20 protein-coding genes are annotated in these 25,596 nt (G+C 73.3%); 13 read left to right on the top strand and 7 right to left on the bottom strand.

The features are described from left to right. The first annotated feature begins 587 nt into the window (after positions 1–587). The 10 genes from ACFV7Q_RS02325 to ACFV7Q_RS02280 all read left to right on the top strand — a co-directional run bounded on the left by ACFV7Q_RS02325 (position 588) and on the right by ACFV7Q_RS02280 (position 9,872). Positions 588–1,553: a hypothetical protein gene (locus ACFV7Q_RS02325; RefSeq protein ID WP_385422676.1), complete on the top strand. Its 966-nt coding sequence runs from the start codon at positions 588–590 to the stop codon at positions 1,551–1,553. Next, a complete protein-coding gene (locus ACFV7Q_RS02320) occupies positions 1,546–2,673 on the top strand; it encodes an NAD(P)/FAD-dependent oxidoreductase (RefSeq protein WP_385422674.1) in 1,128 nt (375 codons plus the stop codon). The genes ACFV7Q_RS02325 and ACFV7Q_RS02320 overlap by 8 nt, the downstream gene beginning before the upstream one ends. A 70-nt stretch (positions 2,674–2,743) precedes the next feature. Beyond that, positions 2,744–3,781, top strand: a complete 1,038-nt coding sequence (locus ACFV7Q_RS02315; RefSeq protein ID WP_385422673.1) for a class I SAM-dependent methyltransferase — start codon at positions 2,744–2,746, stop codon at positions 3,779–3,781. Further along, a complete protein-coding gene (locus ACFV7Q_RS02310) occupies positions 3,778–4,158 on the top strand; it encodes a cupin domain-containing protein (RefSeq protein WP_385422671.1) in 381 nt (126 codons plus the stop codon). Before ACFV7Q_RS02315 ends, ACFV7Q_RS02310 begins: the two co-directional genes overlap by 4 nt. Further along, positions 4,155–5,219 (top strand): pyridoxal phosphate-dependent aminotransferase, encoded by a 1,065-nt coding sequence (locus ACFV7Q_RS02305; RefSeq protein WP_385422669.1) that lies wholly within the window; start codon positions 4,155–4,157, stop codon positions 5,217–5,219. Before ACFV7Q_RS02310 ends, ACFV7Q_RS02305 begins: the two co-directional genes overlap by 4 nt. 30 nt (positions 5,220–5,249) lie before the next feature. After that, positions 5,250–5,720 (top strand): VOC family protein, encoded by a 471-nt coding sequence (locus ACFV7Q_RS02300; protein WP_385422667.1) that lies wholly within the window; start codon positions 5,250–5,252, stop codon positions 5,718–5,720. 227 nt (positions 5,721–5,947) lie between these two features. Further along, positions 5,948–7,354 carry a hypothetical protein gene (locus ACFV7Q_RS02295; RefSeq protein ID WP_385422665.1) on the top strand — a complete coding sequence of 469 codons (1,407 nt, stop codon included), beginning with the start codon at positions 5,948–5,950 and terminating at the stop codon, positions 7,352–7,354. 60 nt (positions 7,355–7,414) lie between these two features. Then, entirely contained in the window at positions 7,415–7,987 is a 573-nt protein-coding gene (locus ACFV7Q_RS02290; protein WP_385422663.1) for a GNAT family N-acetyltransferase, read from the top strand. A gap of 125 nt (positions 7,988–8,112) precedes the next feature. Then, positions 8,113–8,943: an SDR family NAD(P)-dependent oxidoreductase gene (locus tag ACFV7Q_RS02285; protein ID WP_385422661.1), complete on the top strand. Its 831-nt coding sequence runs from the start codon at positions 8,113–8,115 to the stop codon at positions 8,941–8,943. Between the two features lie 53 nt (positions 8,944–8,996). Continuing rightward, positions 8,997–9,872, top strand: coding sequence for a helix-turn-helix transcriptional regulator (locus tag ACFV7Q_RS02280; protein ID WP_385422659.1), 876 nt, complete (start codon positions 8,997–8,999; stop codon positions 9,870–9,872). Between the two features lie 170 nt (positions 9,873–10,042). Here ACFV7Q_RS02280 and ACFV7Q_RS02275 read toward each other — a convergent pair whose 3' ends face one another. Continuing rightward, positions 10,043–11,005, bottom strand: a complete 963-nt coding sequence (locus ACFV7Q_RS02275; protein ID WP_385422680.1) for an ion transporter — start codon at positions 11,003–11,005, stop codon at positions 10,043–10,045. A gap of 410 nt (positions 11,006–11,415) precedes the next feature. Between ACFV7Q_RS02275 and ACFV7Q_RS02270 the strand changes: the two genes are divergently transcribed. Next, the gene (locus ACFV7Q_RS02270) at positions 11,416–14,244 is read left to right on the top strand and encodes a LuxR C-terminal-related transcriptional regulator (protein WP_385422658.1); all 2,829 of its coding nucleotides are present in this window, start codon (positions 11,416–11,418) and stop codon (positions 14,242–14,244) included. Between the two features lie 151 nt (positions 14,245–14,395). After that, positions 14,396–14,593: a hypothetical protein gene (locus ACFV7Q_RS02265; protein ID WP_385422656.1), complete on the top strand. Its 198-nt coding sequence runs from the start codon at positions 14,396–14,398 to the stop codon at positions 14,591–14,593. A gap of 60 nt (positions 14,594–14,653) precedes the next feature. Here the strand turns inward: ACFV7Q_RS02265 and ACFV7Q_RS02260 are convergent, their stop codons facing one another. The 5 genes from ACFV7Q_RS02260 to ACFV7Q_RS02240 form a co-directional block, all read right to left on the bottom strand. Next, a complete protein-coding gene (locus ACFV7Q_RS02260) occupies positions 14,654–16,018 on the bottom strand; it encodes a hypothetical protein (RefSeq protein WP_385422654.1) in 1,365 nt (454 codons plus the stop codon). 81 nt (positions 16,019–16,099) lie between these two features. Next, on the bottom strand, positions 16,100–18,445 hold the full coding sequence (locus ACFV7Q_RS02255; RefSeq protein ID WP_385422652.1) for a bifunctional polysaccharide deacetylase/glycosyltransferase family 2 protein: 2,346 nt from the start codon (positions 18,443–18,445) through the stop codon (positions 16,100–16,102). A 68-nt stretch (positions 18,446–18,513) separates the two neighbouring features. Then, positions 18,514–19,080, bottom strand: a complete 567-nt coding sequence (locus tag ACFV7Q_RS02250) for a hypothetical protein (protein WP_385422650.1) — start codon at positions 19,078–19,080, stop codon at positions 18,514–18,516. 167 nt (positions 19,081–19,247) lie between these two features. Next, positions 19,248–19,991: a carbonic anhydrase gene (locus ACFV7Q_RS02245; RefSeq protein WP_385422648.1), complete on the bottom strand. Its 744-nt coding sequence runs from the start codon at positions 19,989–19,991 to the stop codon at positions 19,248–19,250. Between the two features lie 144 nt (positions 19,992–20,135). After that, positions 20,136–21,038: a PaaX family transcriptional regulator C-terminal domain-containing protein gene (locus tag ACFV7Q_RS02240; protein ID WP_385422646.1), complete on the bottom strand. Its 903-nt coding sequence runs from the start codon at positions 21,036–21,038 to the stop codon at positions 20,136–20,138. A 245-nt stretch (positions 21,039–21,283) separates the two neighbouring features. On the opposite strand from ACFV7Q_RS02240, the gene ACFV7Q_RS02235 reads away from it, so the two are divergent. Next, on the top strand, positions 21,284–22,513 hold the full coding sequence (locus tag ACFV7Q_RS02235) for a DUF418 domain-containing protein (protein WP_385422644.1): 1,230 nt from the start codon (positions 21,284–21,286) through the stop codon (positions 22,511–22,513). Between the two features lie 186 nt (positions 22,514–22,699). Here the strand turns inward: ACFV7Q_RS02235 and ACFV7Q_RS02230 are convergent, their stop codons facing one another. After that, a complete protein-coding gene (locus ACFV7Q_RS02230) occupies positions 22,700–25,594 on the bottom strand; it encodes an ATP-binding protein (protein ID WP_385422642.1) in 2,895 nt (964 codons plus the stop codon). Between the last annotated feature and the right edge of the window lie 2 nt (positions 25,595–25,596).

Raw genomic sequence — 25,596 nt, 5'->3', positions numbered from 1 at the left:
GGGGTCGACATCACGCCCTTCTCGGTGGCCGCCACCGGTATCGCACCGCACCCCCCCGGGGCCCACCGCCACCCCGGCGCCCCCGCCCCCGCCCCTCGCCATACGGGGGGGGGCGCCGCCATTGACGCTGGGCCGCTCACTGTTCACAGTGAGCGGCCCTGCGGCGTTGTCCGGCCCTTCGGCCCTGCGGCCCTGCAGCCCAGCGAGTCCCGCGCCCCCAGCGGCCCCTGCGGTCCTCCGGTCCCTGCTCGCGCCGCCGCACGCGTCCGTGCGGCCGGCGTGCGCGCCGGAGGCCGCAGGACCGGCGGCCATGGGAAGCCCTTTACTTTCCTTTTCCCTGAACCAATAATTCCGGCACCTCGCAAAGTCGCCGGAGTTGTGTATTCCGCGAATGGTCCGCGGCGTAAGTGACAAATAATCGGCGATTTGACAGAAAAAACAATCCCGTCGATCGAGTGAGCGACCGTTATCCCTATATTCGATTCGCGACGGCGTTACGTGCCCGTTGTCGGTATCCAACTCCCCTGGAACCTGTCGAACGCTCTCTCCTGGGCGACAGGGGTCGAATAGCAGGAGATAGGAGTACAATGCGACAAATTGAGATCGCCTGGGAGCCCATCGGCGCCAAGGTTCGTATCACCCTCGACGAGGGGCGCAACTCCGACCTCGTCGAGCCGCTGTGGGCGTCATTGCCGTACAAGACCCTGCAGGGGCACGCCCTCGTGGCCGGCGACTGTTTCTACCACGTGCCGCCGGCCCACGATTTGCTGCACGCGGTTCCGGATTACAAGGTGAACCGCAAGATCCAGCCCAACGGCACGGTTTTCCTTTCTGCCGTGCAGCACCTGACCATCAAGTACGGCGAGCTCACCGAGCCCATGCCGACCTCGCCCATCGGGCAGGTCGTGCCGGAGGACGTCGACCAGCTGCCCAAGATCGGCCAGATGATCTGGGAGGCCGTGTACGGCAACGGTGAGCCGATCATCGCCCATGTCCGCCGTGTGGACGGCCCCTCCGGTCACGGCGTGAAGCGCCTCGACGTCGGCTCCGATCGGCTCCGCGAGCTGATCGAGCGCATCGCCGCCGAGACCGAGCGGGCCCTGGTCGACCCGACCGACGAGCTCCTCGACATCCACGAGGGCAAGTCCCGGGGCACTTCCGGGGCCGGGACGAAGAACTCGGTCCTCACGACCCTGGTCGCCGTGAACGGCGAGACCCGACCGCTGGGATACGTGAACTACACGACCCTGGTCCGGGCCGGCCGGAACATCGACATGCCGCTGTCGTCCCTGATCGAGCTGGCGAAGATCCTGCTCGTGAAGCCGACCGAGTTCCTCGGCTACACCGGAATGAACACCCTTTGGGACATCACCAAGGAAGTGGTCGCCGCATTCGACGTCATCGCCACGCGCGAGGACTTCGTCGCCCTCATGGCGCAGATGGCGACGTACGTCAATGCCCTCGGTGCGTGGAACCTGCAGCTGTTCCCGTGGGACATCGAAGGCGACAACTGGACCTACCGTCCGACCATCACGAGGGATGCGAATGTCTGAGCAGAAGAACACGGCGGAAATGCTGGTCATCGGCGGAGGGGTGATCGGTACCTCCATCGCGTACCACGCGGCCAAGGCGGGCGTTGACGTCGTACTCGTCGAGAAGAACCAGTTCGGCTCCCGGACCACCTCTCAAACCGCCCGCGCCTTCCGTACCTATTTCCCCCGGAAGCCGCACGACTCCGAGCTGGCGTCGCGCAGCCTCGCGGATTTCCGGCAGTTCGCCGCGACCACGGGTGTCGACGTGGGCCTGGAGAACCTGGGGCTGCTGACGATCCTCACCAGCCCGCAGCAGGCGGCCGAGCTGGAGGCGGACCTGGCGGACCACCGCGAGGCCGGCGCCGCGGTGGAGATGCTGACGGCCGAGCAGGCGATCGAGCTCAACCCGTGGCTGGACAAGGACACCATCGAGGCCGCGGTCTGGAACCCGGAGACGTACCGCATCAAGCCGGAGGCCATCGTCCAGGGGTACGCCGAGGCCGCGAAGCAGCACGGCGCCCGCCTGTACTCCAACGTCTCCGTGACCGGCATCGACAGCGACAGCGGCGTCGTCACCACGACCATGGGTGACTTCACCGCCGGCGCGGTCGTCATCGCGGCCGGCCCGTGGAGCGGCGACGTCGCCAAGCTCGCCGGCCTGGACCTGCCGGTGTGGGGGCAGTTCGCCGAGCTGCTGCACACCGACCCGATCCGCACCGACCGCGACATCCACAACCTGCCGTTCACCTTCCACCCCGTCTCCGGGCTGAAGACGATGGGCATGGGCAAGTCCGTCCTCGTGGGCCTGGAGCGCATCTCGAAGCAGGACGGCCTGCGGGACATCTGGTACCAGGCCGCCGTCGACGAGCTGCCGAAGTGGTACCCGGAGCTGGAGGGCCTCAAGCTGCACAGCGCCTGGACCGGCACCCTGGACGTCACGCCCACGAAGTCGGCCATCATCGGCAAGGGCAGCGGCAAGCACGACCGGATCTTCTTCGCCGGCGGCTTCACCGGCCACGGCCTGGCGCAGGCGCCCCTGGCCGGCCAGATCATCCGGGACCTCTACCTCGGCCACGCGCCGGGCGTCGACCTCACCCCGTACTCCCTGGCCACCAACCTGGCCCGGCTCGAGGCCTTCTGAGCAGGGCACGTTCACGCGGCGGGCGGTGCCCCGGGGGCCCGCCCGCCGCATTCCTGAGAGGTGTAGACGATTGACGCCGGTACACACGTTGACCGAACAGTGGCAGGGCGAGGCACCCACGCCACTGAACCCCGACACCGCTTTCAACGGCTTCATCTGCGCCCACGTGCTGCACGCACTGGAGCGCCTCGGGTTCTTCCAGGGACTCCAGGACGACGGCTCCGTCGACGTCGCCGCGTTCTGCCGGGAGAACGACCTCGATCCCGCCGTCGTCCGCTCCCTGGTGAGCGGCGCCGAATCCTTCGGCTACCTGCACGTCCGCGGCGACCGCGTCGAGGCGACCCGCAGCGGAGATGACGTCCGCCAGGCGATCGGCTTCTTCACCTGGGGCGTCGGCGGCTACCACGACGTCTTCGCGAACGCCGCCTCCGTCGCCCGCGGGGACCGCCGCTTCGGCGTCGACCTGCACCGCGACGAGGGCATGGTGGCGCTCGGCTCGGCCCAGGCGGACAGCGCGCTCATGAGGCACCTCCTCGACCAGGAGATCGCCCGCCTCGACTTCACCACGCTCGTCGACCTCGGCGCCGGAGTCAGCGAGCGGGTCTCCCGGCTGGTCAAGGCACGCCCCGGCAGCCGCGGCATCGGCATCGACATCAGCAAGTCCGCCACGGAGCTCGGGGCCGAGACCGTCGAGCGGTACGGGCTGCGCGGCACCGTCGAGCCCGTCTGCGCGGACGTGCTGGACATCCTGTTCAACGACCGCCGCGTCGAGGGCGCCGACCAGGCCGACGTCGTGATGAGCTTCATGTTCCTGCACGACCTGCTCGTCGACCCGGAGCGCCGCGACCAGGTGATCCCCCGCCTGCGGGCCGCGTTCCCCAAGGCCAACACCTTCCTGCTGGGCGACACCACGGTCCGGCCGAGGAACGGGGACAGCACCCTGCCGATCTTCTCCAGCGGCTTCGAGCTGGCGCACGCCCTGATGGGCGTCCCCATCTACACCCGTGAGCAGTACGAGGAGCTCTTCGACAAGGGAGGCATGCGCCTGCGCAACGCGGTGCCCTTCGGCGCACCGCACACCTACCTCTTCGTCCTGGAGGCAGCATGAGCACCCCGACCACCGCCGAGATCGTGTCCGAGCTGCCGATCCCGCTGGCGGTCGCAGGACACCACCAGCCCGCACCCTTCTACCTCACCGGCGACATGTTCGGCGGCATGCCGGTGCAGATCGCCGGCGGCGAGCTCAGCACGCTCGTGGACAAGCCGGTCGCCGCACCGCACACCCACGAAGTCGACGAGATCTACCTCCTCGTCTCGCCGCTCCCGGGCCAGGCCCGCATCGAGGTCCACCTCGACGGGGTGCTCCACGAGCTGACCTCCCCGGCGGTCATGCGCATCCCCGCCGGCAGTGAGCACCACTTCGTCACCAAGGAAGCAGCGGTGGGGAGCTACTGCTTCGGCATCCTGTTGGGATCCAGCCTGTGACTGCGCCCGCCCGGCCGGAACCGAAGGTCTACAACACCAGCGTGCCCGACGCGGACTCGATGGTGCGGCTGCACCTGAGCGAGAGCCCGTACGGGGCGAGCCCCGCCGCGGTCGCCGCCGCTACCGGGGCACTGGAACGGGTCAGCCGCTACCCGTCGCCGCAGCGGGACGCCCTCGTCACGGCGCTCGCCGCGCACTGGGGCGTCTCCGAGGACCAGATCGCAGTGGCCAACGGCAGCGACGAGCTGGTGCTGGCGACCGCGCTGACCCTCGGGGACCCGGCGCGGCCCGGCCTGGTCACCGCGGGAACCTTCCCCGGCTACCGGGAGGCCCTCGAACGCATCGGCCGCGGAGCAGTCGCCCGGCCCCTGCGGGACGGCCTCGTCGACATCGGGGACTTCGCGGACGCACTGCCCGGGCACGGCATCGGGTACGTGTGCAATCCGCACAACCCCTCGGGGACGGCCTTGGCGAAGGACGACTTCGCCGCCCTGGTCGCCGCGGCGCGGTCGAGCGGGGTGCCGCTGGTCTTCGACGAGGCGTACCAGGAGTTCGGGGACCCGGGCCTGCCGCAGACGAGGGACTTCCTCGACGGCGACGCCCCGGTGCTGGCGCTGCGCACCTTCTCGAAGGCGTACGGGCTGGCGGCCCTGCGGATCGGCTACGCCGTTGGCCGGGCCGACCTCATCGCCGAGGTCCGCCGGACCCTGACCGTCCTCCCGTTCAGCGTCAACCGCGTCGCTCAGGCGGCCGCCCTGGCCGCCCTCGCGGACCAGCCGTTCCTGGACGGGATCCGCACGGGCGCGGCGGAACGCCGGGAGTGGTTCTACGCCGAACTGGAGCGGCGCGGATACCGGTACGTGCCGTCGGAGACCAACTTCGTCGCCGTCCGCGTCGAGGCCTCCGGGGAGGCACAGGACGCCCTCGCCAAGGAGCACGGCATCCTCGTGCGGGACACCGGCATGTTCGGCTACCCCGGCCACCTGCGCGTCTCGCTCGGCACCGAGGACGAGCTGCGCACCTTCCTCGACGCACTCGACCGGTTCACCGCCGCCCCGTAACCGACACACCGAACAGCCAAGGAGTCAGGAATGGTCGAAGCGATTCCGGACGGATACGCGGAACTGACGGCGTACCTGTCCGTGGACGGTGCGAGCGAGGCGATCGCCTTCTACACCGAGGCCTTCGGGGCGCAGGAGCTGGCCCGCTCCACCGCGCCCAACGGCAAGATCATGCACGCGCAGATACGGATCGGCGGCACGATCGTCATGCTGTCCGACGAGCTCAAGGAGGCCGGCCTCCTCGGCCCCCACGCCATCGGTGGCACTCCGGTCACCCTGTACCTGTTCGTCGACGACGTCGACGCCACCTTCGCCCGGGCCGTCAAGGCCGGGGCGACCCCGCAGCGGGAGGTGCAGGACCACTTCTTCGGCGACCGCACGGGCCAGGTGCTCGACCCGTTCGGGCACCGGTGGACGATCGCCACCCACATCGAGGACGTGCCGCACGAGGAGTTCGAGCGGCGCGCAGAGGAGCACATGCGCAAGGCGGTCGGCGGCTGACGCGGGAGGCCTCGCGGGCGGGAACGCCCGGAGGGCCGACCGCGGCGGCTACGGCCGTCCTGCCGAGCCGACGGCACGGGCCCGGGTGTGCGGATCCACCGCGCCCGGGCCCGCGGCGCACCGGCAGGGGTGCAGGGAGCGCGATCGACCACTCGTCTGGACCGGGCGGACGCCTGATTGACATGATCTCCGGGCATTCCGCATCCACATGACCAGAGGTCAGATCCATGAAAACAGCGTTTCCGGCCCGCGCCCCTCGACGGCGTGCCGGCTGGGCCGCCGCCCTCGCCGCGGCGGTCCTCGCGATACCCGTCCTCGGAGCCCCGGCACACGCCGCACCCGGCGATCCGGCCACCGCCTCCTCCTTCAACCTCAAGCCCGGCCCCGATCTGCACGGCCACGTCGCCGACTTGAAGGCGGCCCTGCCCACCCAGGGCGTCCAGGCGCTGCTCGACCAGGGGAACCGGATCGCGAAGACCGGTGCGTCGTGCACCACGGACCCCTTCGGCACCGGCGACAACGGCACGGTGCTCCCGCCGGCGAAGAAGCTCTGCTGGGACGGCGGCGACGCCGACACCCAGGAATGGATCCCGCAGGGCATCACCGGCGCTTCGGACGCCCAGGCCGACGAACTCTGGGGCAGCCGCAAGCCGTTGGTCACGGCCTGGTACGACAAGACCGGCCCGAAGGGGGTGCGGCTGTCGTTCCTGGACCCGGAGACACCGGTGCCGGGCGATCCCGACGGGCGTCGCTACCGCCATGTGCTGCTGGCGGAGCCGTACTACAACTCGTTCGGCAACGCCTCCTACCGGGCGGTCGACGTCCACGCCGGGGGCATCGCCTGGTACAAGTACCACCTCTACGTCGCCGACACCCTGAACGGTCTGCGCGTCTTCGACATGCGCAACATCCTGGACCTCAACCCGGACCAGAACGCTTCGGTCGACGACACCACGCTCGACGGTTTGAAGAGCAACGTCCGGGACGAGACCAAGATCGGCCGCCAGAGCAACGTGTACTACGGCCACACGTACCGGTACGTGCTGCCGCAGGTGGCCTCCTACAAGTTCGCCGCCGCGCAGGGCAACACCTCCAACGGGACCTGTGTCGCCACCGGCGCCCCCAAGGCCTCGTACGTCTCCGTCGACCGCAGCGACACCGCCGCCCCCGCGCTGATCATGGGCGAGTACTGCGACTCCGACACCGAGCACCCGGAGAAGGGCCGGGTCGGGGCGCTGCCCATCGACGACGCCACGGGTCTGCTGAAGACGACGGGCGGGGTGGTGGCCGCGACGTCGGCGTACTACCTCCCGCGCGACCTCACCCAGGGCGCGGCCCGCTACGACGGCACGTACTACTTCAACCGCAGCTGGACGGACCACAGCGGAAGCCTGCGCCGGGCCACGGTCACGGGCGGCCGCCTGGTGGACGTCGGCGGCAACATCACCAACGCGGTGGGTCCGGAGGACCTGTACATCGAGCACGGCCAGAGCGTGCCGGGCGGCGGCACCCAGTACCTCTGGTCGCTGACGGAGCACCGGGCGGACGGGACACCGGGCTGCACCGACACCGGCTCACCCTGCGGCCGCGTCGTCTACGCGCACCGGCTGAGCGACATCCTGGCCCGCCCGTAGCCGGTAGCCCGTGACCCCGAACCCGTCGCGTCCGGGGCCGGCCGGGCCTAGCCTCGTGGCATGACCGCGACCAGGGAAACGACGTACGAGTTCCGCACCGCCCGACCGGAGGACGCGGAGGCCATCGTGGCCCTCGACTCGTCCTTCACCACCTCCACCGTCTTCGAAGTGGCCGTCACCGACGGCGGGTTCACGCTGCGCGAGGTGCCCGTGGACCCGCCGCTGGTCAAGGTGTTCCCCGAGGACGACGGAGACGACGACGCCGACTCCGACGGCGGAGGGGCGGACGGCGACGGCCGCACCTTCGTCGCGGTCGGTGCGGACGGGGTCCTCGCCGGCTTCGCGGCCGTCTCCTACGCCGCCTGGAACCGGCGGCTGACCATCGAGGACATCGAGGTCGCCCCGGACCACCGGGGCCGCGGCGTCGGCCGCGCGCTCATCGGGCAGGCGGCCGACTTCGCCCGGGAGCGGGGCGCCGGGCACATCTGGTTGGAGGTGACCAGCGTCAACGCCCCCGCCATCCACGCCTACCGCCGGATGGGCTTCGCCTTCTGCGGGCTGGACACCAGCCTGTACCAGGGCACCGCCTCCGAGGGGGAGCAGGCGCTCTACATGAGCATGCCCTGCCCCTGAGCCGCCGCCCGCCGCCCGCCGCCGGCCGCGGCCCGTCGCCCGCCGGCGGGGAGGGGCGGGGGGACCGCCGAGCCTGGGTCCGGCAGGGCCTGGCTGCCGGCCGGCGAGCCGGTGAGGGTGGGGACATGAACGCGAACACCGACACGCACACCACCACCGACACCGGCTCCAGCGGCAACCGGGGCCCCGGCGACGCGTCCGGATTCCACGACCGGGTCGTCCTGGTGACCGGAGGAACCAGCGGCATGGGGTTCGCCACCGCGCGGATCCTGCTCGACGGCGGGGCCCACGTCGTCATCACCGGCCGGGACGACGAGCGCCTCGCCCGCGCCGCCGAGCGGCTCGCGGGCGGGGACCGGCTGGTCACCGTACGCGGGGACGTCGCCGACGAAGCGGACACGGAGCGGATGGCCGAGGAGGTCCGGCGGCGGCACGGGCGCCTCGACGGGGTGTTCGCCAATGCGGGCATCGCCGATTTCAAGCCGACCGCCGAGGCGACCGCAGCGCACTTCGACCGCCTGGTCGACACCAACTTCAAGGGCGTGTTCCTGACGGTGCAGAAGGCGCTGCCGCTGCTGGAGGCCGCAGGGGGAGGAGCCGTCGTCATCAACGCCTCCTGGACCCTGCACCGGGGCATGGCCGCCGCGCCCGTCTACGCCGCCACCAAGGCCGCCGTCCACAACCTCGCCCGGACCCTCGGCAGCGACCTCGCGACCCGCAACATCCGCGTGAACTCCGTGAGCCCCGGCTACATCGAGACGGACATGTTCCACGCGGCCCTCCCCGACCCCGCCGACCACGGGCCGATCCGCGCCCTGATCCCGCTCGGGCGGATCGGGACCGCCGAAGAGGTCGCCCACGCCGTGGCGTTCCTGCTCTCCCCGCGCTCCTCCTACATCACCGCGCAGGACCTCGTCATCGACGGCGGGCTCGTGGGCGCCGTCCCCGCCGCCTGAGGGGGTCCCGCAGGGCCAGGCTGCCGGCCGCCCCGCCGGTGAGAATCGTGGGCATGAGCACCACAGCCCCTCCCACCGGCGGCCTCGGCGACTTCCTGCGCACCCGCCGCGCCCTGCTCCACCCCGGCGACGTGGCGCTGCCCGACTTCGGCGGCGTGCGCCGCGTCGCCGGGCTCCGCCGCGAGGAGATCGCCCAACTGGCGGGCGTCAGCGTCGACTACTACACCCGGATGGAACAGGGCCGCGTCCCCCACCCGTCCGACGCGGTCCTGGACGCACTCGCCCGCGCGCTGCGCCTGGACGAGGACGAGACCCGCCACCTGCACCGGCTGGCCCGCCCCTCACGGCCCGCCCGGCTCGCGCCCCCGACGGACGGCGGGGCCCCGGCGGCGCAGCGCGTCCGCCCCATGCTCCGCCGGCTCCTGGACGAGCTCCACGACCTGCCCGCCATCGTGATGGGCGACCGCATGGACGTCCTCGCATGGAACCGGGCGGCGGTCGCGCTCTTCGGTGACTACGGCGCCCTGGACCCCGCCGAGCGCAACATCGCCCGCATCACCTTCCTCGACCCGGCGTCCCGCAGCCTCTACGGGGACTGGGAGTCCTGTGCCCGCGAGAACGCGGCCTTCCTCCGGCTGGAGGCGGGCCGCCGACCGGGTGACCGCCGGCTCGCCCGGCTCGTCGCGGAACTGGCGGAGCGCAGTGAGGACTTCCGGCGCTGGTGGTCCGAACACCCCGTCCAGGACAAGACCTCCGGCACGAAGCACTACCACCACCCGGTCGCGGGAGAGCTCGTCCTCTCCTACGAGACCCTGCGCGCCGCCGACGATCCCCGCCAGGCACTGATCACGTACGCCGCCGAACCGGGCAGCCCCTCCCACGACGCCCTGCGCATGCTGCTCTCCTGGACCGCGTCCGCCGAAGGGTAAGCCGTCACGTGGCGAAGGAGCCGGAGGGCCAGCGGTGGATCGGAGGGGGGAGGCGCCACTGCAGCCCGCCGTGCTCGCCGACCGGGCCGGCCCCGTTCCTCCGAGGTCCTCCCGGCCGTCCGGGTGCCAGGCCGTCGGCGCAGGAGCGGGCGCCGGTACCGCGCGGCCGCTCAGGCGGGCGGCCCCGCCACCGCCTGGAGTGCGCCGCCGACCGGGGCGCCGCCTCCCGGGACCGCGGAGGCCCGGTCGGAAGGCCGGTCGGCCCGGGCCGGGTGCGGGGTCCGGGCCAGCGCGGCCTCCACCTCGTCCAGGGCCCGCCGGGCCTCCGCCAGACGGGCCCGGAGCTCGGCGGACGTCTGGCCGGCCGGCTCGGGGAGGTTCTGCTGCTTCAGGTCGAGCCGTGCCTGCCGCTCCTGCTCCCGGGCCTCCTCCAAGGAGCCCAGCACCACCCCGATCAGCACGTTGACCAGGACGAACGACGCCAGCAGCACATACGAGGCGTAGTAGAGCAGCGTCAGCCGCGACAGCTCCAGCCCGGCCCGCACCGCGTCCGCGAAGCCGTCCATCGTGGTCAGCAGGAACAGGGTGAGGCAGGCCCGGCCCACCGACCCGAAGTGCACCGGGTCGCTGTCGGCGAAGCACATCCAGCCGACCATCGCGTACACGTACACCACGAGTGCGCCCACGCACAGGAAACTGAGCGTGCCGGGCACGGCCCTCCCCACCGCGATCAGCAGCACCCGCAGCTGGGGCAGGAACCGGGCGGTGCGCAGCACCCGGCTCAGCCGCAGCAGCCGCAGCACACTGGTGTTCTCCCGGACCAGGGGGAGGAACGCGGCCAGGAGCACGGCGAGGTCGAACAGGTTCCACGGGTCCCGGAGGAAAGCTTTCGGCCGGTCGGCGCACGCGGCGGCGCGCACCGCCAGCTCCGCGGCGAACAGTGCCAGGAAGACGTCCTCGGCGCCCGCCAGCAGCTCCCGGTGCGCGGCGGCGAACCCGCTGTAGGTTTCGGCACCCAGCAGCACCGCATTGCACAGGATCAGTGCGAGGACGCCGGCCCCGAAGCCGGGGGAGTCGACGACGGCCCGGCAGCGCGCGGCCAGGCGGATGCGGGGCGGGGCGGAAGGGGCGATGACAGTCAAGGGCGGTCCTCGAACGATCGGGCAGCCGGCGGCCGCGGTGACGCGGACCCGCGGTGATCGTGACACCCCGGACGGCCCGGCCTGCCTCAAGATCACCCGCAGGAGTGGCGTATCCGGGCTTTCTCACGCCATCGGGTGACCGGGCGGGAGCCGGTCGCCCAGCTCGGTGCGTGCGTACGGCGTCAGCCCGGTGCCCGCCTGCACCCGGCTGTCCGTGCCGTCGGATGCGGCCGCACGATCCCCGACTCCCACTGGACGTCGGGGTGCAGCCCGGCGAAGAGCGCGGCGGCCCGCGCACCACCCGGCGCAGGTGATCCGAAAGGTGCCCCGCCGACCTGCGACGTACGATCATGCCGAAAGGGATCCGCACGCGCGGCCGCCCCGTCCTCCTGGTGATAGGCATGGGTGAGACAGCAGCCTCCCGCTCCACCCCCCGCAAAACGGCAGCACGGGAGCCCCGTGGCACCCGCGCCTTCGGTGTACCGGTGCTGCCCACCCGCTTCGCGATCCCGTCCGTCCCGCACACCTTCGTCCGCAGGCCCCGCCTCACGCAGCGCCTGGCCGACGGCGTCGACCGCCCCCTCGTCCTGGTGAACGGCCCCGCCGGCGCGGGCAAGACCCTGCTGGTCGCCGACTGGCTCGCCCGGAAACCCCTCCCGTGGCCGGTCGCTTGGCTGACCACCGAGGCCGACGACAACGCCCCGGGCATGTTCTGGGCCTACGTCCTGGAGGCCCTGCGCCACCACGGGCTGCCCCTGCCCGACGAGGTCGGCACCCCGGCCCGCGCCGAGGAGGTCGACCACGCCCTGCTCGTACGCTTCGCCGCGTACCTGAGCGGGCTCCGCGACCCCGTCCTGCTCGTCCTGGACGAGTTCGACCGCGTCACCTCCCCGCTGGTCGCCGAGCAGGTCGAGTTCGTCCTCCAACACTCCCGACCCGCGCTGCGCCTGGTCCTCATCAGCCGTACGGAGCCGCTGCTGCCGCTGCACCGGTACCGGGCCGGCGACGAGATGACCGACATCCGCGGCGCGGACCTGGCCTTCGACCAGGACGAGACGGCCGCCCTCCTGGACCGCCACGGCCTGGACGGCGGCGCCGGGGCGGCACGGCTGCTGACCGAGCGCACGGAAGGCTGGGCCGCCGGGGTGCGGCTGTGCGCCCTGGCCATGCACGAGACCGACGACCCGGCCCGCTTCCTGAAGGAGTTCGAGGCCGGCCGCAGCACCATCGCCGACTACCTGCTCGGCGAGGTCCTGGCCACGCAACCCTTCGAAACCCAGGACCTGCTGCTGCGCACGTGCATCTTGGAACAGACCCACCCCGACCTGGCCGACGCCCTGACCGGCCGCGATGACGGCGCGGCCGTCCTGGCCTCGCTGGAGCGGGCGAACGCCTTCGTCACTGCCGTCGGCCACTCCTGGTACCGGCACCATCCCCTGTTCGCCGAGATCCTGCGGGTCCACCTGCGGTCCGGGCAGCCCGGGCTGGAGCGGGAGCTGCACCGTACGGCGGCCCGCTGGCTGTGTGGTGCCGGGCAGCTCGTGAACGCCCTGCCGCACGCCGCCGCGGCGGGCGACTGGGAGTTCGCCGCCTCGCAGTTCGTCGGCCGTCTCGCCCTCGGCGGGCTGTTCACCGGGCTCGACGCGGACCGGCTGGGTGAGGTGTTCTCCGGGATGGCCCCCGGCACGCCGGGCCCCGCCCCCGAACTGGTCCGCGCCGCACTCGCCTTCGCCCGGTACGACGTCACGGGTGGCCTGGCGCGGCTGCGCGCGGCCGAGGAACGGCCGGCACGGGACCCGAAGGACCCGGACAACACGCAGGAGTCACCCGCGGTGCGGCTGACCCGCGCGTTCCTGCGCGTGGTGGCGGGCAGGCTGCTCGGCTCGGCCGCCATGGCCGAGGCGGCCGCCGCGGACGCCGCGGAGGCGACCCCGGAGGTGCCGTCCGAGCACCTCGCACAACATCCCGAACTGTCCGCCCTGCTGCTGACCGGCCTCGGGTCCGCGCGGCTGTGGGCCGGGCACCTCGACACCGCGGCGGAGGCGCTGTCCGCCGCCGTCGAGGTCTCCGGAGGCCCGGAGCTGGCCTCCCCGCGGCACGAGGCCCTGGCCCGGCTCGCCCTGATCGACCTCCTGCACGGAAGGCTCGGCCGGGCCGGGGCCCGCGCCGGTGAGGCGGCCGCCGAGGCGACGCGGAACGGCCTGCTGCCGGCCCACTGCAGCGGGGCGGCCGACCTGGTGCCGGCCGCCGTCGCCATCGAGCAGGACGACCGGGCGGCCGCGGCCGCGGCTCTGCAGCGGGCCGCGGAGTCCGCCGGCGCCCGCGACGACCCCCTCGTCTCCGCCGGTCTCACCCTCTGGGGCGCCCGCCTGCTGCTGGCCGGGGGAGACCCGCCGGCAGCCCTGGACCTGCTGGCCGGAGCCGCCGCCCGCCGGACGGTGGCGGAGCGCTCCCCGTGGGTGGACGCCCACCTCGCCCTGGCCGCATCAGCCGCGCACCTGGCCCTGGGGGATCCGAAGGCCGCGTTGGAGGCCCTCGGGGATCCGTCCCGGTACCCCGTCGCTGCGGTCGCCGACGGTGATGCGGCCGGCGGGGCCGCCGACGCCCGGACCGGGGCCTTCTGGGCCCCGGAGTACGCCGTCGCCGCCGCCCGCGCCCGGATCGCGGGCGGCGAGGGCGCGCGGGCGATCGAGGTCCTGGACCCCCTCGCCACGGGCAACGCCGCCGGTCCCGCCGTGACCGTACGCGCCCTGCTGGCGCGCGCCGAGGCCGCGGACCGCCTGGGCGACACGACGGCGGCACGGCGCCTGGTCGTACGCGCCCTCGGCCTGGCCCGGCCCGAGCGGCTGCGCCGCCCGTTCCTCGACGCCGGACCGTGGCTGCGCCGGGCCCTGCACGCCCGCCCGGTTCCCGGCCACGACTGGCTCGGGCCCGGCTTCGCCGGCACCGGCGCCGGTGCGGGTGCCGGGTCTGGTGCCGGTGCCGGGTCCGGAGCCCCGTCCGCGGAGCCCGCCGCGGCGGAGGCGGTCCTCGTGGTCGAACCGCTCAGCGAACGCGAGCACGACGTCCTCGTCTGCGCCGCGCAGATGCTGTCCACGGAGGAGATCGCCACCGAGCTGAACCTCTCCGTCAACACGGTCAAGACCCACCTCAAGAGCATCTACCGCAAGCTCTCCGCGACCCGCCGCGGCGAAGCGGTCCGGCGGGCCCGCGAGCTGCAGCTGCTCTGAGCCCGGCCGCACCCCGCACCCCGCACCACGCACGCGCGCGCCGCGGACGCCGGGCGCCGGGCGTGCTCACCTCCCCCGGGTGATGCCCGTACGCCGCTGCGCGCCCAGCATGGAGGGAACGAGCCTGCCCGTTAGGGAGAAGAGTGCGCTCATGCGATACGAGATCCGCATCGACGGACAGATGTCGGAGACGCTCAGCGGGGCCTTTCCCGAGCTGAAGAACTTCGTCATCACCGACGAGACGGTCCTGTTCGGCCCCGTCACCGACGAGGCCCACCTGTACGGCCTGCTCGCCCGCTTCCAGGCCCTGGGCCTGCACGTGGTGGAGATGCGCCGGCTCCCGGAGTGACCGGGAACCCGCGGGCCGGCACCGCCCTTCCGCCCGGAGCGGGTGGTGCCGGCGAGCAGGTCACCCGCCGGGCGGGGGCGGCCCCGTCGGCCGATCAGCGGCCGCACCTGCGCCCGTGCCCGTCTCCCTGCCCCCGTTGACGCGGCCGCTCGCGGCGAACAGGGCGATCAGGGCGAGTAGCCCGAGCAGGATGAGCACCAGCAGCAGGATGGTCAGCACCGTCGGGTGGTTCCACAGCGCGAAGACCAGGACCACGACGAGCATGGCGCCCAGCGTGACCCAGCGGCGGTTGGTCTCGACCCAGGTCCCGGCCCTGCCCGTGCGGATCCGGTGCCGGTCCGCCCACACCGCGGCGGAGTCGGCCGTGCGGTCGGATCCGGCCCGCACGGCCTGCGGCAGCCGGCCGGGGCCGATCAGATAGGCGCCGAGGGCCACGACGACGCCCAGGGCGATCGTGGTGCGCAGGCTGACCCGCAGGAAGCGCACGATCGTGTCGAAGATCGCCGCGGCCGCGGCCGGGGACTGCACCTGCGCGGGCAGGTGGTCGAGGTAGTAGCGCCGGCCGACGACCAGGCCGATGGCCACGACCAGGCAGGCGAAGGCCGCGCCCAGCGCCGTCCACGCGAGTGCGCGGCGCCGGTGCCGGGCCAGGAGCACCCCGCCCGCGCCGAGCAGCACGGTGAAGACGGGCAGCCAGATCCCGAGTACGTCCAGCAGGCGGGCGGCATTGCGGATCTTGCCCAGTTCCTCTGAGTGGAACAGCACCATCTGCTTGTCCACTTCCGGGATCTTGCTCGCCGGGGACAGTCCGGCGTTCACGAGGGCTTCCTTGATCTGCTCCACCAGCGTGCCGATGTTCAGGGTGATCGTGCCGTCGGAGACGCCGACCGCGCCGCGTCCCTGGCCGGTGAGCGCGTGCACGACGGCCGCGTGCCCGACCCGGTTCGCGCCCGTCCAGACGTCGGCGAACTGGTCGCTCTCCACGAAGCGGGTGGCCACCTTGGTGACGGCCCCGTCGATGGCGGAGTCCACCTGCGGGGCCAACCCCCGTACCGCGTCGGCGGCCCGGGGCGGCAGGCCCTGCGACTCCAGCCAGTCGGCCACGTCGTCGGTGACCGCCCGGGCGTCGACGCGGACGGCGACGGCCTCGGTCGCCCGGTGGACCGCGGCGTCCTGGACGGCCTCGTTCTTGGCGAGGGGGGCCATCGTGGCCACGTACCGGTCGGTGTCGAGCACGACGTCGTGCACCCAGACGGTGAGCACCGAGACGGGCACCAGGATGCAGGTCAGGACGAGGACGATCGCTGACACCGTGCTCTGCACGATGCGGCCCGCCGGCGATCCGCGCGCCGCGCCGTTCGCCTCGCGCGCCGCACTCCCCGGGCGCGGCGGTTCCGGAACGGACGGTTCGTTCGGAGAGGACATGGCGGCTCCAGGGCAGAGGGGTGCTCTGCTCCCATTGGCGCCCGACCGGAAGCCCCCGGCACGCTGGTGCGTCCGTCCGGGTCAGCGGTGGGCGCCGCCCGGCCCGTCCGAGGGCCAAATGGGGTGCTGCGGCGTCTGCGCGTACGGGTGCGGGCCCCACGCGGGGTCCGTGTCCCAGCCGCCGTCCGGCCCGTACGCGTACGCCGGCCCCGGAGCCGGATGCGGTGCGGGCCCCGGGGAGGGCCCCGGGGAGGGCTCCGGGGCGGACTCCGGTGCGAGCGGGGCCGCGTCCGCCGGTGTGACCGGGACCTGGAGGCTGCCGTAGCGCTCCATCCGCTGCCAGCGCAGCCGGGAGCCCGCGACGGCGGTGAACACGGACTGGATGACGACCAGGTACATGAGCTGGCGGTAGACGAACTGCTGGAGGGGCAGGCTCCACAGCGGTCCCGGTCGCTCGCCGTCGAGGCGGAAGGCGTAGAGGCCCATCAGCACCTGGAGGACCAGGAACGCCGTCCACAGCCCCAGGATGCGGACGGGATCGAGGAACACCAGGCCGTAGACGGCGAACACGTCCACGACCGGAGCGAGGAGCGGCAGCAGGACCTGGAACGTCAGCAGGTACAGCAGGCCGCGGCGGCCCAGTTTGCCCGCCTGCCCCCGCTGGGTGAGGGCGCCGCGGTGCTTCCACATCGCCTGGAGGGTTCCGTAGCACCAGCGGTAGCGCTGCTTCCACAGCGCGCCGAGCGAGGCGGGTGCCTCGGTCCAGGCCTTGGCGCGCTCCTCGTAGACCACCCGCCAGCCGTCCCGGCACAGTGCCATGGTCAGGTCGGTGTCCTCGGCCAGGGTGATGTCGCTGACGCCGCCCACCCGCAGCAGCGCCTCGCGGCGGAACGCGCCGACGGCACCGGGCACGGTGGGCATGCATTCGGCGAGGTCGAACAGGCGCCGGTCGAGGTTGAAGCCGACGACGTACTCGATGTGCTGCCAGCGGCCGAGCAGCCCGCCCCGGTTGACCACCTTGGCGTTGCCGGAGACGGCGCCGACGCGGCGGTTCGCGAACGGCTGGACGATCATGCGGACGGCATCCGGCTCGAAGACGGTGTCGCCGTCGACCATGACGAGCAGGTCGCAGGAGGCCGCGGCGATGCCCGTGTTGAGGGCGGCGGGCTTGCCCGCGTTCTGCTGCCGGATGACCCGGACACCGGGCAGCCGCAGGGCCTCGACGATGTCGGCCGTGCCGTCCGTGGATCCGTCGTCGACGACGATGACCTCGACGGGGTGGTCGGAGGCCAGCAGGGAGCGGACCGCGGCCTCGATGCCGGCGCTCTCGTTGTAGGCGGGGACGATGACGCTCACCGGCTCGGTGACGGGAGGGCCCCAGGGCTGGCGGCGCATCCGTACGTGGCGCCGGGCCGCGACGAAGACGGCGACCGCGCGCAGCAGGCTGACCGCGCCCGCGCCCCACAGCAGCCACGAAAGGCCTTCGAGGATCCAGTCGCTGGTACGGATCGCGGTGATCAGGGCGAGCCCCTGCCACCGGTCCGCCGTCGCGGCGGGCCGGACCGCGTCGGGCAGGGCGACGGCGTCGCCGACGGTGGCGAAGGTCCACCCGGACGCCTTCAGCCGCGGCACCAGCTGCTCCAGTGCCCCGACCGTTTGCGCGCGGTCCCCGCCGGCGTCGTGCAGCAGCAGGATCTGCCCGTTGGTGTCCTTCGGTGTGGCGTCGGCGACGATCCGCTCGACGCCCGGACGGCGCCAGTCCTCGCTGTCCAGCGTCGTCAGGACGGTCAGGTAGCCCTCCTGCCCCGCCTGTACGACGGCGTCCCAGTCGGCGTCGCCGAGCGCCTTGGCCGTGGAGGAGTACGGCGGCCGCAGCAGCGGAGTGGTGACCCCGGTGGCGCCGGCGATGACGAGCTGGGTTTCGCGCAGCTCCAGGGAGCGCCGCCAGGCGGACGCCGCGCCCAGGTCGGTGTGGGTGAAGCTGTGCAGGCCGATCTGGTGGCCCTCGTCGACGATCCGGCGGGCGAGAGCGGGGTTCTCGGCGACCTTGGTGCCGACGGTGAAGAACGTGGCACGGACGCCGTTGCGGCGCAACACGTCGAGGATCTTCGGCGTCCAGACGGGGTCGGGGCCGTCGTCGAAGGTCAGCGCGATGGTGCGGGGCCCCGGGCCGGCGGTGCGGCCGGCCGCCCCCTCGATCACCGGGCCGCCGGAGCGGATCTGCTCCGGCACGGACGCCGCCGAACCCCGGTCGCGGGGCTCCGCGTCCGGCCTGGAGTCGAACAGGTGCTGGGTGTAGCCCTGCAGGAGCAGCGCTGCCGACAGCGTCAGCACGAGGGTGGTCAGCAGCAGCCAGTGGGTGCGCAGGGGAACGTTGCGTACGGTGCTGTGCCGGCCGCGGGCCCGACGGCGACGGTTCTTCGACAAGGGGAGGGGTCCTGACTGCTGTGCGGCGCGGTGCCTGCGGGGGTACCTGGCGTCTGGGTGTGCTGCGCTCAGGGGCGGGCGGTGGGCTTGCCCCCGCCCTGGCCGGGCGGGTCGGTCCTGCCACGGCCCTGCCCGCCGCCGGGCACCGACGGGGCGGCGCTTCCCGGCTCCGTGGCGGCCTTCGTCGGGCCCGGCCCCGTACCGGGCGCCGGACCGTCGGTCCCGGCGGAGGCGGGCGGCACGCTGCTCCGCGCGCCGGCCGGGGCCGGGCGGGGGCTGCCGCCGGGGGCACTGCGGGTGGGGCCGGGCGTACCGGCCGTCGGGCCGCCGGGCGTGGGGGAGTGCGGGGCCTGCGCGGAGGGGAGCAGCGGTGACTCGATCGTGGGGCCGCCCAGCAGGGTACTGACGAGCAGCACGACGTATGCGGCGGCGGGTACCACCAGCACGTAGCCCCAGCGGCGCACCCGGAGCTGTCTGCGCCCGGAGGCGTCCACGAAGACCGGGCGGTCCTCGTGGGCGGCTGCCGCCGCCGGGGCCGCCGCTTCCCCGTCCTCGTCCCCCTCCGCGTACGCGTACGCGTCGGGGAGGAAGAGCTCGATGGTGTCGTCGTCCGGGACGCCGGATGGTCGGTGCATCGGGTGGGGCCTCGGGGGTCGCTGGTGGGGGTGTCCGTCTCATGCCCTTCAGCGTTGGAGACGGCTCCTGCGTCACTGCCCGGGGGGAATCCCTACCCAAAGGGCGCCGACCGGGACGACTCGGTCGTCACCCCCGGGCGCCGTCGGACGTGGTCGAGGCGGCCCGGTCAATCGAGGCGGGTCACGCCCTGGCTGCTGAGCTCGTACCGGGCTCCGACCACGGCCAGGCGGCCCGAGGCGACCCGGGGCACGAGGTCGGGTTCGGCGGCCAGGCTCGCCCGCACCCGGCGCACGTTCGCGGTGACGGCCGCGTCGACCCGGGAGTGCCGGGGCAGGGCGGGATCCACCGCGGGGCGGATCTGGTCGGCCAGGTAGCGGATGTGTGCCGGCAGCCGGGCATGGGTAGCGTCCGCGTCCACCGCGGCCGCGACCGCCCCGCACCCCTGGTGGCCCAGGACGACGACCAGCGGAACGTCCAGCTCCAGCACGCCGTACGCGATGCTGCCCAGAACGGCCTCGTCCAGGACCTGGCCCGCCGAGCGCACCGTCAGCAGATTGCCCAACCCCTGGTCGAACACCAGCTCCGGCGGCACCCGCGAGTCGACGCAGCCCAGGACCACGGCGAACGGATGCTGCCCGCCCATCAGGACCCGCCGTACGCTGCGGCTCTCGTCCGGGTGGCGCTCGTGGAGCGTGCGCCAGCGCAGGTTCCCCGCCGCGAGCTCTCGCCATGCGGGCCCGGGCCCGGCGGGCCGCGGTCCGCCCACGCCGGTCTGCGGGCGCGTCCCCGATGCCGTGGACGCGACGCAGAGCAGCCCGGTCCCCAGGAGGGCGGCGCCGCCCAGACCGGCCCGCACCAGCGTGCGCCGTGCGACCGGGGGCACCGGCCCGCCGTCGTTGTCGACACTCATGTGTGCTGAAGCTAGACGCCGCGGCCCCGGCGGTCGGGCCGCCACCTTGGACGCGACACTCCCTTGGGCAAGATTTGGCCGATCCACGGCCGACCGGGACCCAGGGCGCCCCGGTCGGCCGGCGCCCGTCGGCCCGCCGTCGTGTCAGGCCCCGCCGGGCTCCCCCGCCGCGCTGCCGGCCACGCCCTCGTAGAGCCGGAACAGCCGGAGCCGCCCGGGATCCGCCGTGTCCCCGGCCGCGAGCGCGTCCCAGCACTGCGCGGCAAGCGCCCGTGCCCGGGCGCCCGGCCAGGGCTGCGGGAGCAGCTCGGGCGGCAGCAGCGGGTCGGGTTCCATCGCGGTGGTGAAGGCCGTCGCCAGTTCGATCGCGTACGTCAGCCGCTCGATCCCGGTCGGCCGGTCCGGCCCGGACAGCCTGGCCAGCCGCGCCGCGGCGAGCGCGGCCAGCGCCTCGTGCCGCTCCGCGACCGCCCGGAGCGGCCAGAGCAGGGCAGCCAGTCCGGCCGGATCCTCCTCCTCTCCGACCCGCAGATCGCGGCTGGTGAGGCGGGTGAGGGAGGAGAGGACGCCGAGCCCGCCGGCATGGGCCTCGACGATCTCCCCGATCGCGTTGGCGCTGACGTACAGCCCGCCCTGGAGCGGGGCCGCACCGAGGTGGAGCAGCGCGTCCCGCAGGGCGTCGCGGGCCTGTCGGGAGGCCTCGGGGATGGCGAAGGCGAACAGGTGCCAGGTCCCGTCCCAGGGGGCGAGCCCCCTGTCCTGCCGGTAGGCGTGGCGGACGTACTCCACGTCGGGCGCGATGGACCCCGTCGCGTCGGCGGTGGCGCGCAGCCGGGCCTTGCGGCCCCGCCCCTCCTGGGTGAACCGGCCCTCGCCGACGAGCCGTTTGACGCACAGCCGGACCTGCTGGTCCGTCATGCCGAGGGCTTCGGCGACGGCGTACAGCTCACCGGCGTCGACCGTGCCGTCCTCGCGGACGAGGGCGTGCACGAGGGTCCGGGTCCCGATCCCGGGCGCGGCCGGCTCCGCCGCGGATCCGCTCGTCATCGCTACTGCTCCAAGGTGTCGCCGGGACCGCCGCCGCCGGGGTGCCCCGGGACGTGCGGTGCATCGTAGCCACTGCGCCGGAGCCCCGGGGCCCTGGGCGTGCGGGCCCCGTTCCCCGCGCATCGCGGTGGACGACGACCGTCGTGTCGTGGTCCCTCCTCGCTCGCACTTCCCGAACAAACATAGTACGGTCGAAATCTAAACGAGCGTTTCGATAGCGATAGTTTTGGGGGCCTGGGGTTCGGATGACATTGACACGCACGACGCGCCGCCGCCGCGCGGCCGAGCCGCCCCGGTCCGCCGCGGCCGCACGCCGCCTCGCCGACGTCGACGCCCTGCGCGGCTTCGCCCTCTGCGGCATCCTCCTGGTCAACATCGCCTTCATGGCCTCGGCCTACCAAGGCAGCAGCCCCGCCTTCGGATCCGCGGGGGACATGACCGTCCGCTTCCTCACCTCGGTCTTCTTCGAAGCCAAGTTCTACCTGCTCTTCTCCTTCCTCTTCGGTTACAGCTTCACCCTCCAACTGGCCTCCGCCGACCGCGCCGGCGCCGCCTTCCGGCCCCGCATCCTGCGGCGCTCGGCGGGCCTGTTCGTGCTCGGGCTCTGCCACGCCGTCTTCCTCTTCCCCGGCGACATCCTCACCACGTACGCCGTGCTGGGGCTGCTCCTGCTCGCCGTGCACCGGATCGGGCCGCGCACCGCGGTCAGGGCCGCCGTCGTCCTGTTCGCCGTGCTCGCAGTCGGCTACCTGCTGCTCGCCGCCCTGGTCCACGCGGCCGGCGGGGCCGCCGTCGACACCGCGGCAGCCGTGGAGGAGGGCCGCCGGGCCGCCGAGGCGCTGCACGGAGATGCCCGCTCCGTGATCGGCTACCACCTGGGAATGCTGCCCGAGGCGGCGTTCATGCTGGCGTTCTTCCAGGCACCGGCCTCCTTCGCCGCGTTCCTGCTGGGCCTGGCGGCGGGCAAGCGACGGATGCTGGCGCACCACACCCGCTGCACGCCCTACCTGCGCCGCCTCCAGTGGACGGGTTTCACGGTCGGCCTCGCCGGCGCTCTCGTCTGGGCGCACGCAAACCTGGGGGACGGGGACGGCGCGTACCAGCTGGCCGCGGTCGGCGTGAACCTCGCCACCGCCCCGCTACTCGCCGCCGCCTACGGCGCCACCGTCCTGCGGATCCTCGCCGGACCGCGCGGTCGGCGCCTGGCGGCGGTCCTGGCCCCGGCGGGCCGGATGACGCTGACCAACTACCTCACCCAATCGCTGGTGCTGGCCTTCGTGTTCACCGGCTACGGTGCCGCCCTGACGGGTCGGGTCGCGCCCGCGTACGTCACCCTGATCGCCCTGTCCCTGTTCGCGGTCCAGGTGGTGTTCAGCCGCTGGTGGCTGACCCGCCACCCGTACGGGCCCGTGGAGTGGGTGCTGCGCGCGGTCACCCTGGCCCGGCGCCCGCGTTGGAAGGTGGGGGCGGCCTGACGTCCCGCAGCTTCCGGGGCCGGCCGCCACCCCGCCGGAGCCGCCCCCGGGGACCCCGGTGCCGCCGCATGCAGCACCCGCCCCCCTCAGCCCGTGCCGGACGGAGGGCCCTTCCCGCCCGGGCAGCGGAACACCCCCGCCCGGAACCGTGGGCGGGGGTGTTCGGGGGAGCTGACCGGCCGGCCGTCACACGCCGAGCGCCCGGCGGAGTCCGGTCCGGTCGGTGCCCAGCTTGGTGAAGACCGCGGACAGCAGCTCCGAGACCGTGGGGACCTCGATGTGCAGTTCCTTGGCGATGGCCGTGTTGTCGAGGCCGAGGGCGGCGTGCCGGGCGGCCGCGTGCTCCGCGACCGTCAGACTGTCCTGCTCGGAGGTGTGCAGCCGGCGCGGGCGCAGACCGGCCGACGCGAGCTGGGTACGGGCCCGGTCGGCGAGGGCGTCCGCCCCACAGGCGACGGCACTCTCCATGCCCCGGTAGAGCTGCTGGGCCGCCCGGTGCGGATCGCCGATGGTCTGCAGGGCCGTGCCGTGGTCGACGAGGGCGTGGGCGAACTCGTAGGCCGCCGGCGACTGTTCCAGGTGGGTGACCGCCTCTTGGAGCAGGACCGTCGCCTGTACCGGGTCCGTGGTCGACGCCGCGACGCGCAGCGCTTGCCCGATCACACTGGACGCGCCGAACGCACGGGCCCGTGCCACGGCCTCGGTCGCCGTCGCCCGGGCCAGCTCCGGGTTGTACGTCGCCTGCGCGAGCGCCAGGTCGAGCTGCCACGGGCTCCACGAGGGGTTCCGCGTACCGCGCAGGTCGAGGCGCCTGCCCGCGGCGGCCAGCTGCTGCTCGGCCTCCTCGACCCGGCCCTGGGCCAGCAGGAGCCGGCCCCACACCGCCTGCGGGTCGGGATAGACGATGGCGCGCGGGAACCCCTCCGCCAACCGGTAGGTACGGGCGACCTTCTCGGCCTGGGCGAGGTGGCCGCGGGCGAGCAGCGTCTCGATCAAGGTACCGACCGCGTACCACTGCGCCGGGATGTCGTGGCCGATGCGGTTGGCGATCTCCAGGCCGTTGCGCACGAAGTCCTCGGCCTCGGCGAGCCGCCCGCGCCGGTAGCGGACGTATCCGAGCAGCGTGTACACGAACGACAGGTGCGCGCCGCGCCAACCCTTCGCCTCGAACTCGACGATGCCCTCGTTGAACAACTCCTCGGCCCGGCCCGGCTGGTCGCAGTACATGAGGGTGACCGCGATGACGGCGGGCACCTCGAACCCGAAGTCCTGGTCGGTCCAGCTCATGCCCCCGTCGAGCGCCTGCTCGGCGAAGTCGAGGGAGGTGGCGACGGGCTCCCCGCGCATGGCGGCGTCCCAGGAGCGCAGGCCCAGGATGTGCCGCTCCGCCAGGCCGCGGCCGGCCAGCCGCTTGGCGAACTGGGCGAGCAGCCGTGACCTGGCGGGCGAGTTCTCCTCGTCGACCCGGACCGCGTTCCACTTGAACTGCTCGGCCTGCATGCGCAGCCGGGTGCGGGAACTCGTGGCGTGCCGCGCCTCGTCGGCCAGCAGCCCGGCGGCCTCAGCCAGCTGGCCCGTGTGCGCCAGTGCCTGCGCGAGCCGGTACGTGATCGACTCCCGGAGGCCCTGGGCGATCTGCGGCTCCTCCAGTGCCGTCCTGAGCTGGTTGATGGTCGTCACGGGATCGTGCAGGAGGTTCGCCGAACCGAGTTCGAACAGCACCTCGGCCCGGTCCTCCGCCTCGGGCGGTTCGCGCAGCGCACGGGCCAGATAGCGCCGCGCCGCGTCGGGCGCTCCTGCGGAGAAGCTGTCGCGCGCCGCCTGGCGCAGCTGCTGCACCACCCACGGGTCGCCCTCGGGGTGCATCTCCAGTAGGTGGCGGGCGGCCGTGGACGTGCCGTGCCCGTCGTCGATCAACGCCTGTGCTGCCATGCCGTGCATGGCGACGCGCACGCCGGGCGGGATCGACCGGTAGACGGCGGTGGCGATGAGGGGGTGGTAGAACTCCACGACCTCCTTGCGCCGCAGGCTGGTCAGGACGGTCAGGATGCGGGCGCCGCGCAACTGCTCGACGGCATCGGCGGCCTGCGCCTCCCCGAGCGCCGCGACACTACCGACGATGCCGATCGGGACGGCAGTGCCCAGCACCGCGGCGGCCCAGGCGAAACGGACGGTCGACGTCCCCAACTGCTCCAGGCGTTCGATCAGACCGCTGCCCTTGACGGCGGAGGCCAGATCACGGAGCTGCGCGATGTTGTCCTGGTGCGGCTTCAGCCCGCGGTCGCGCCCCTTCATCGCCAACTCGACGACCTCGAAGGGGTTACCACCGGTGATCGCCCAGCACTCGCGGCAGAACACGTCGTCGGCGCTCGATCCGAGGGCGTCCCTGACGATCCGCGCCACCGCGCCCGTGGTGAGCGGCGCCAGCTCGTGCGGCCGGGTCCCGCGCCGCCCCATCAGGTTGCGCAGCCCCGCCGCATCGGTGGGGATCTCGTCCGGGCGGCAGGCCACCATGATCAGCAGGTTCAGCTCCTCGGCGCGGGCCACGAACGCGGTCAACCAGGCCAGGGACTCCGCGTCCGCCCAGTGCGCGTCGTCGAGGATGAGGACGACCGGCGCGCTACGCACCGTCAGCTGGGTGACGACCCAGTCCAGGCCGTCGCGCACACCCTGCGGGTCCGGTGCCGTCGGGCCCTTCCTGACCGCGGTCAGGCCGAGTGCCGGGGCGACGATGGCGTACCAGTTGCCGAGGGCGCCACGCCGCTCCTGCTCCGCCATGGCGGCGAACGTCGGCTGGATGAGCTGCCGCATCACGTGGAACGGTACCTGCCGCTCCTGTTCGCCGCCGCGCGCGAACAGCACGGTGCAGCCGTGGTCCACGGCGTACCGGCGGGCCTCGGCCAGCAGCGTGGTCTTGCCTATGCCGGCCGATCCCGCGAAGGTCAGCACACCTCCGCGGCGGGTGGTCGCGCCCGGACCCTGATCGGATACGCCGCGCACATCGTCCACTGCGCGTCGGATCGCCAGCAATTCGGACTCCCGCTCGAGCAGGGGCTTGTCCGCCCCTCCTCTGGGTTCCATGG

This window comes from Streptomyces sp. NPDC059851 (assembly GCF_042732005.1).
GTDB lineage: Bacteria > Actinomycetota > Actinomycetes > Streptomycetales > Streptomycetaceae > Streptomyces.
This window is presented reverse-complemented; position numbering and strand designations above follow the sequence as displayed.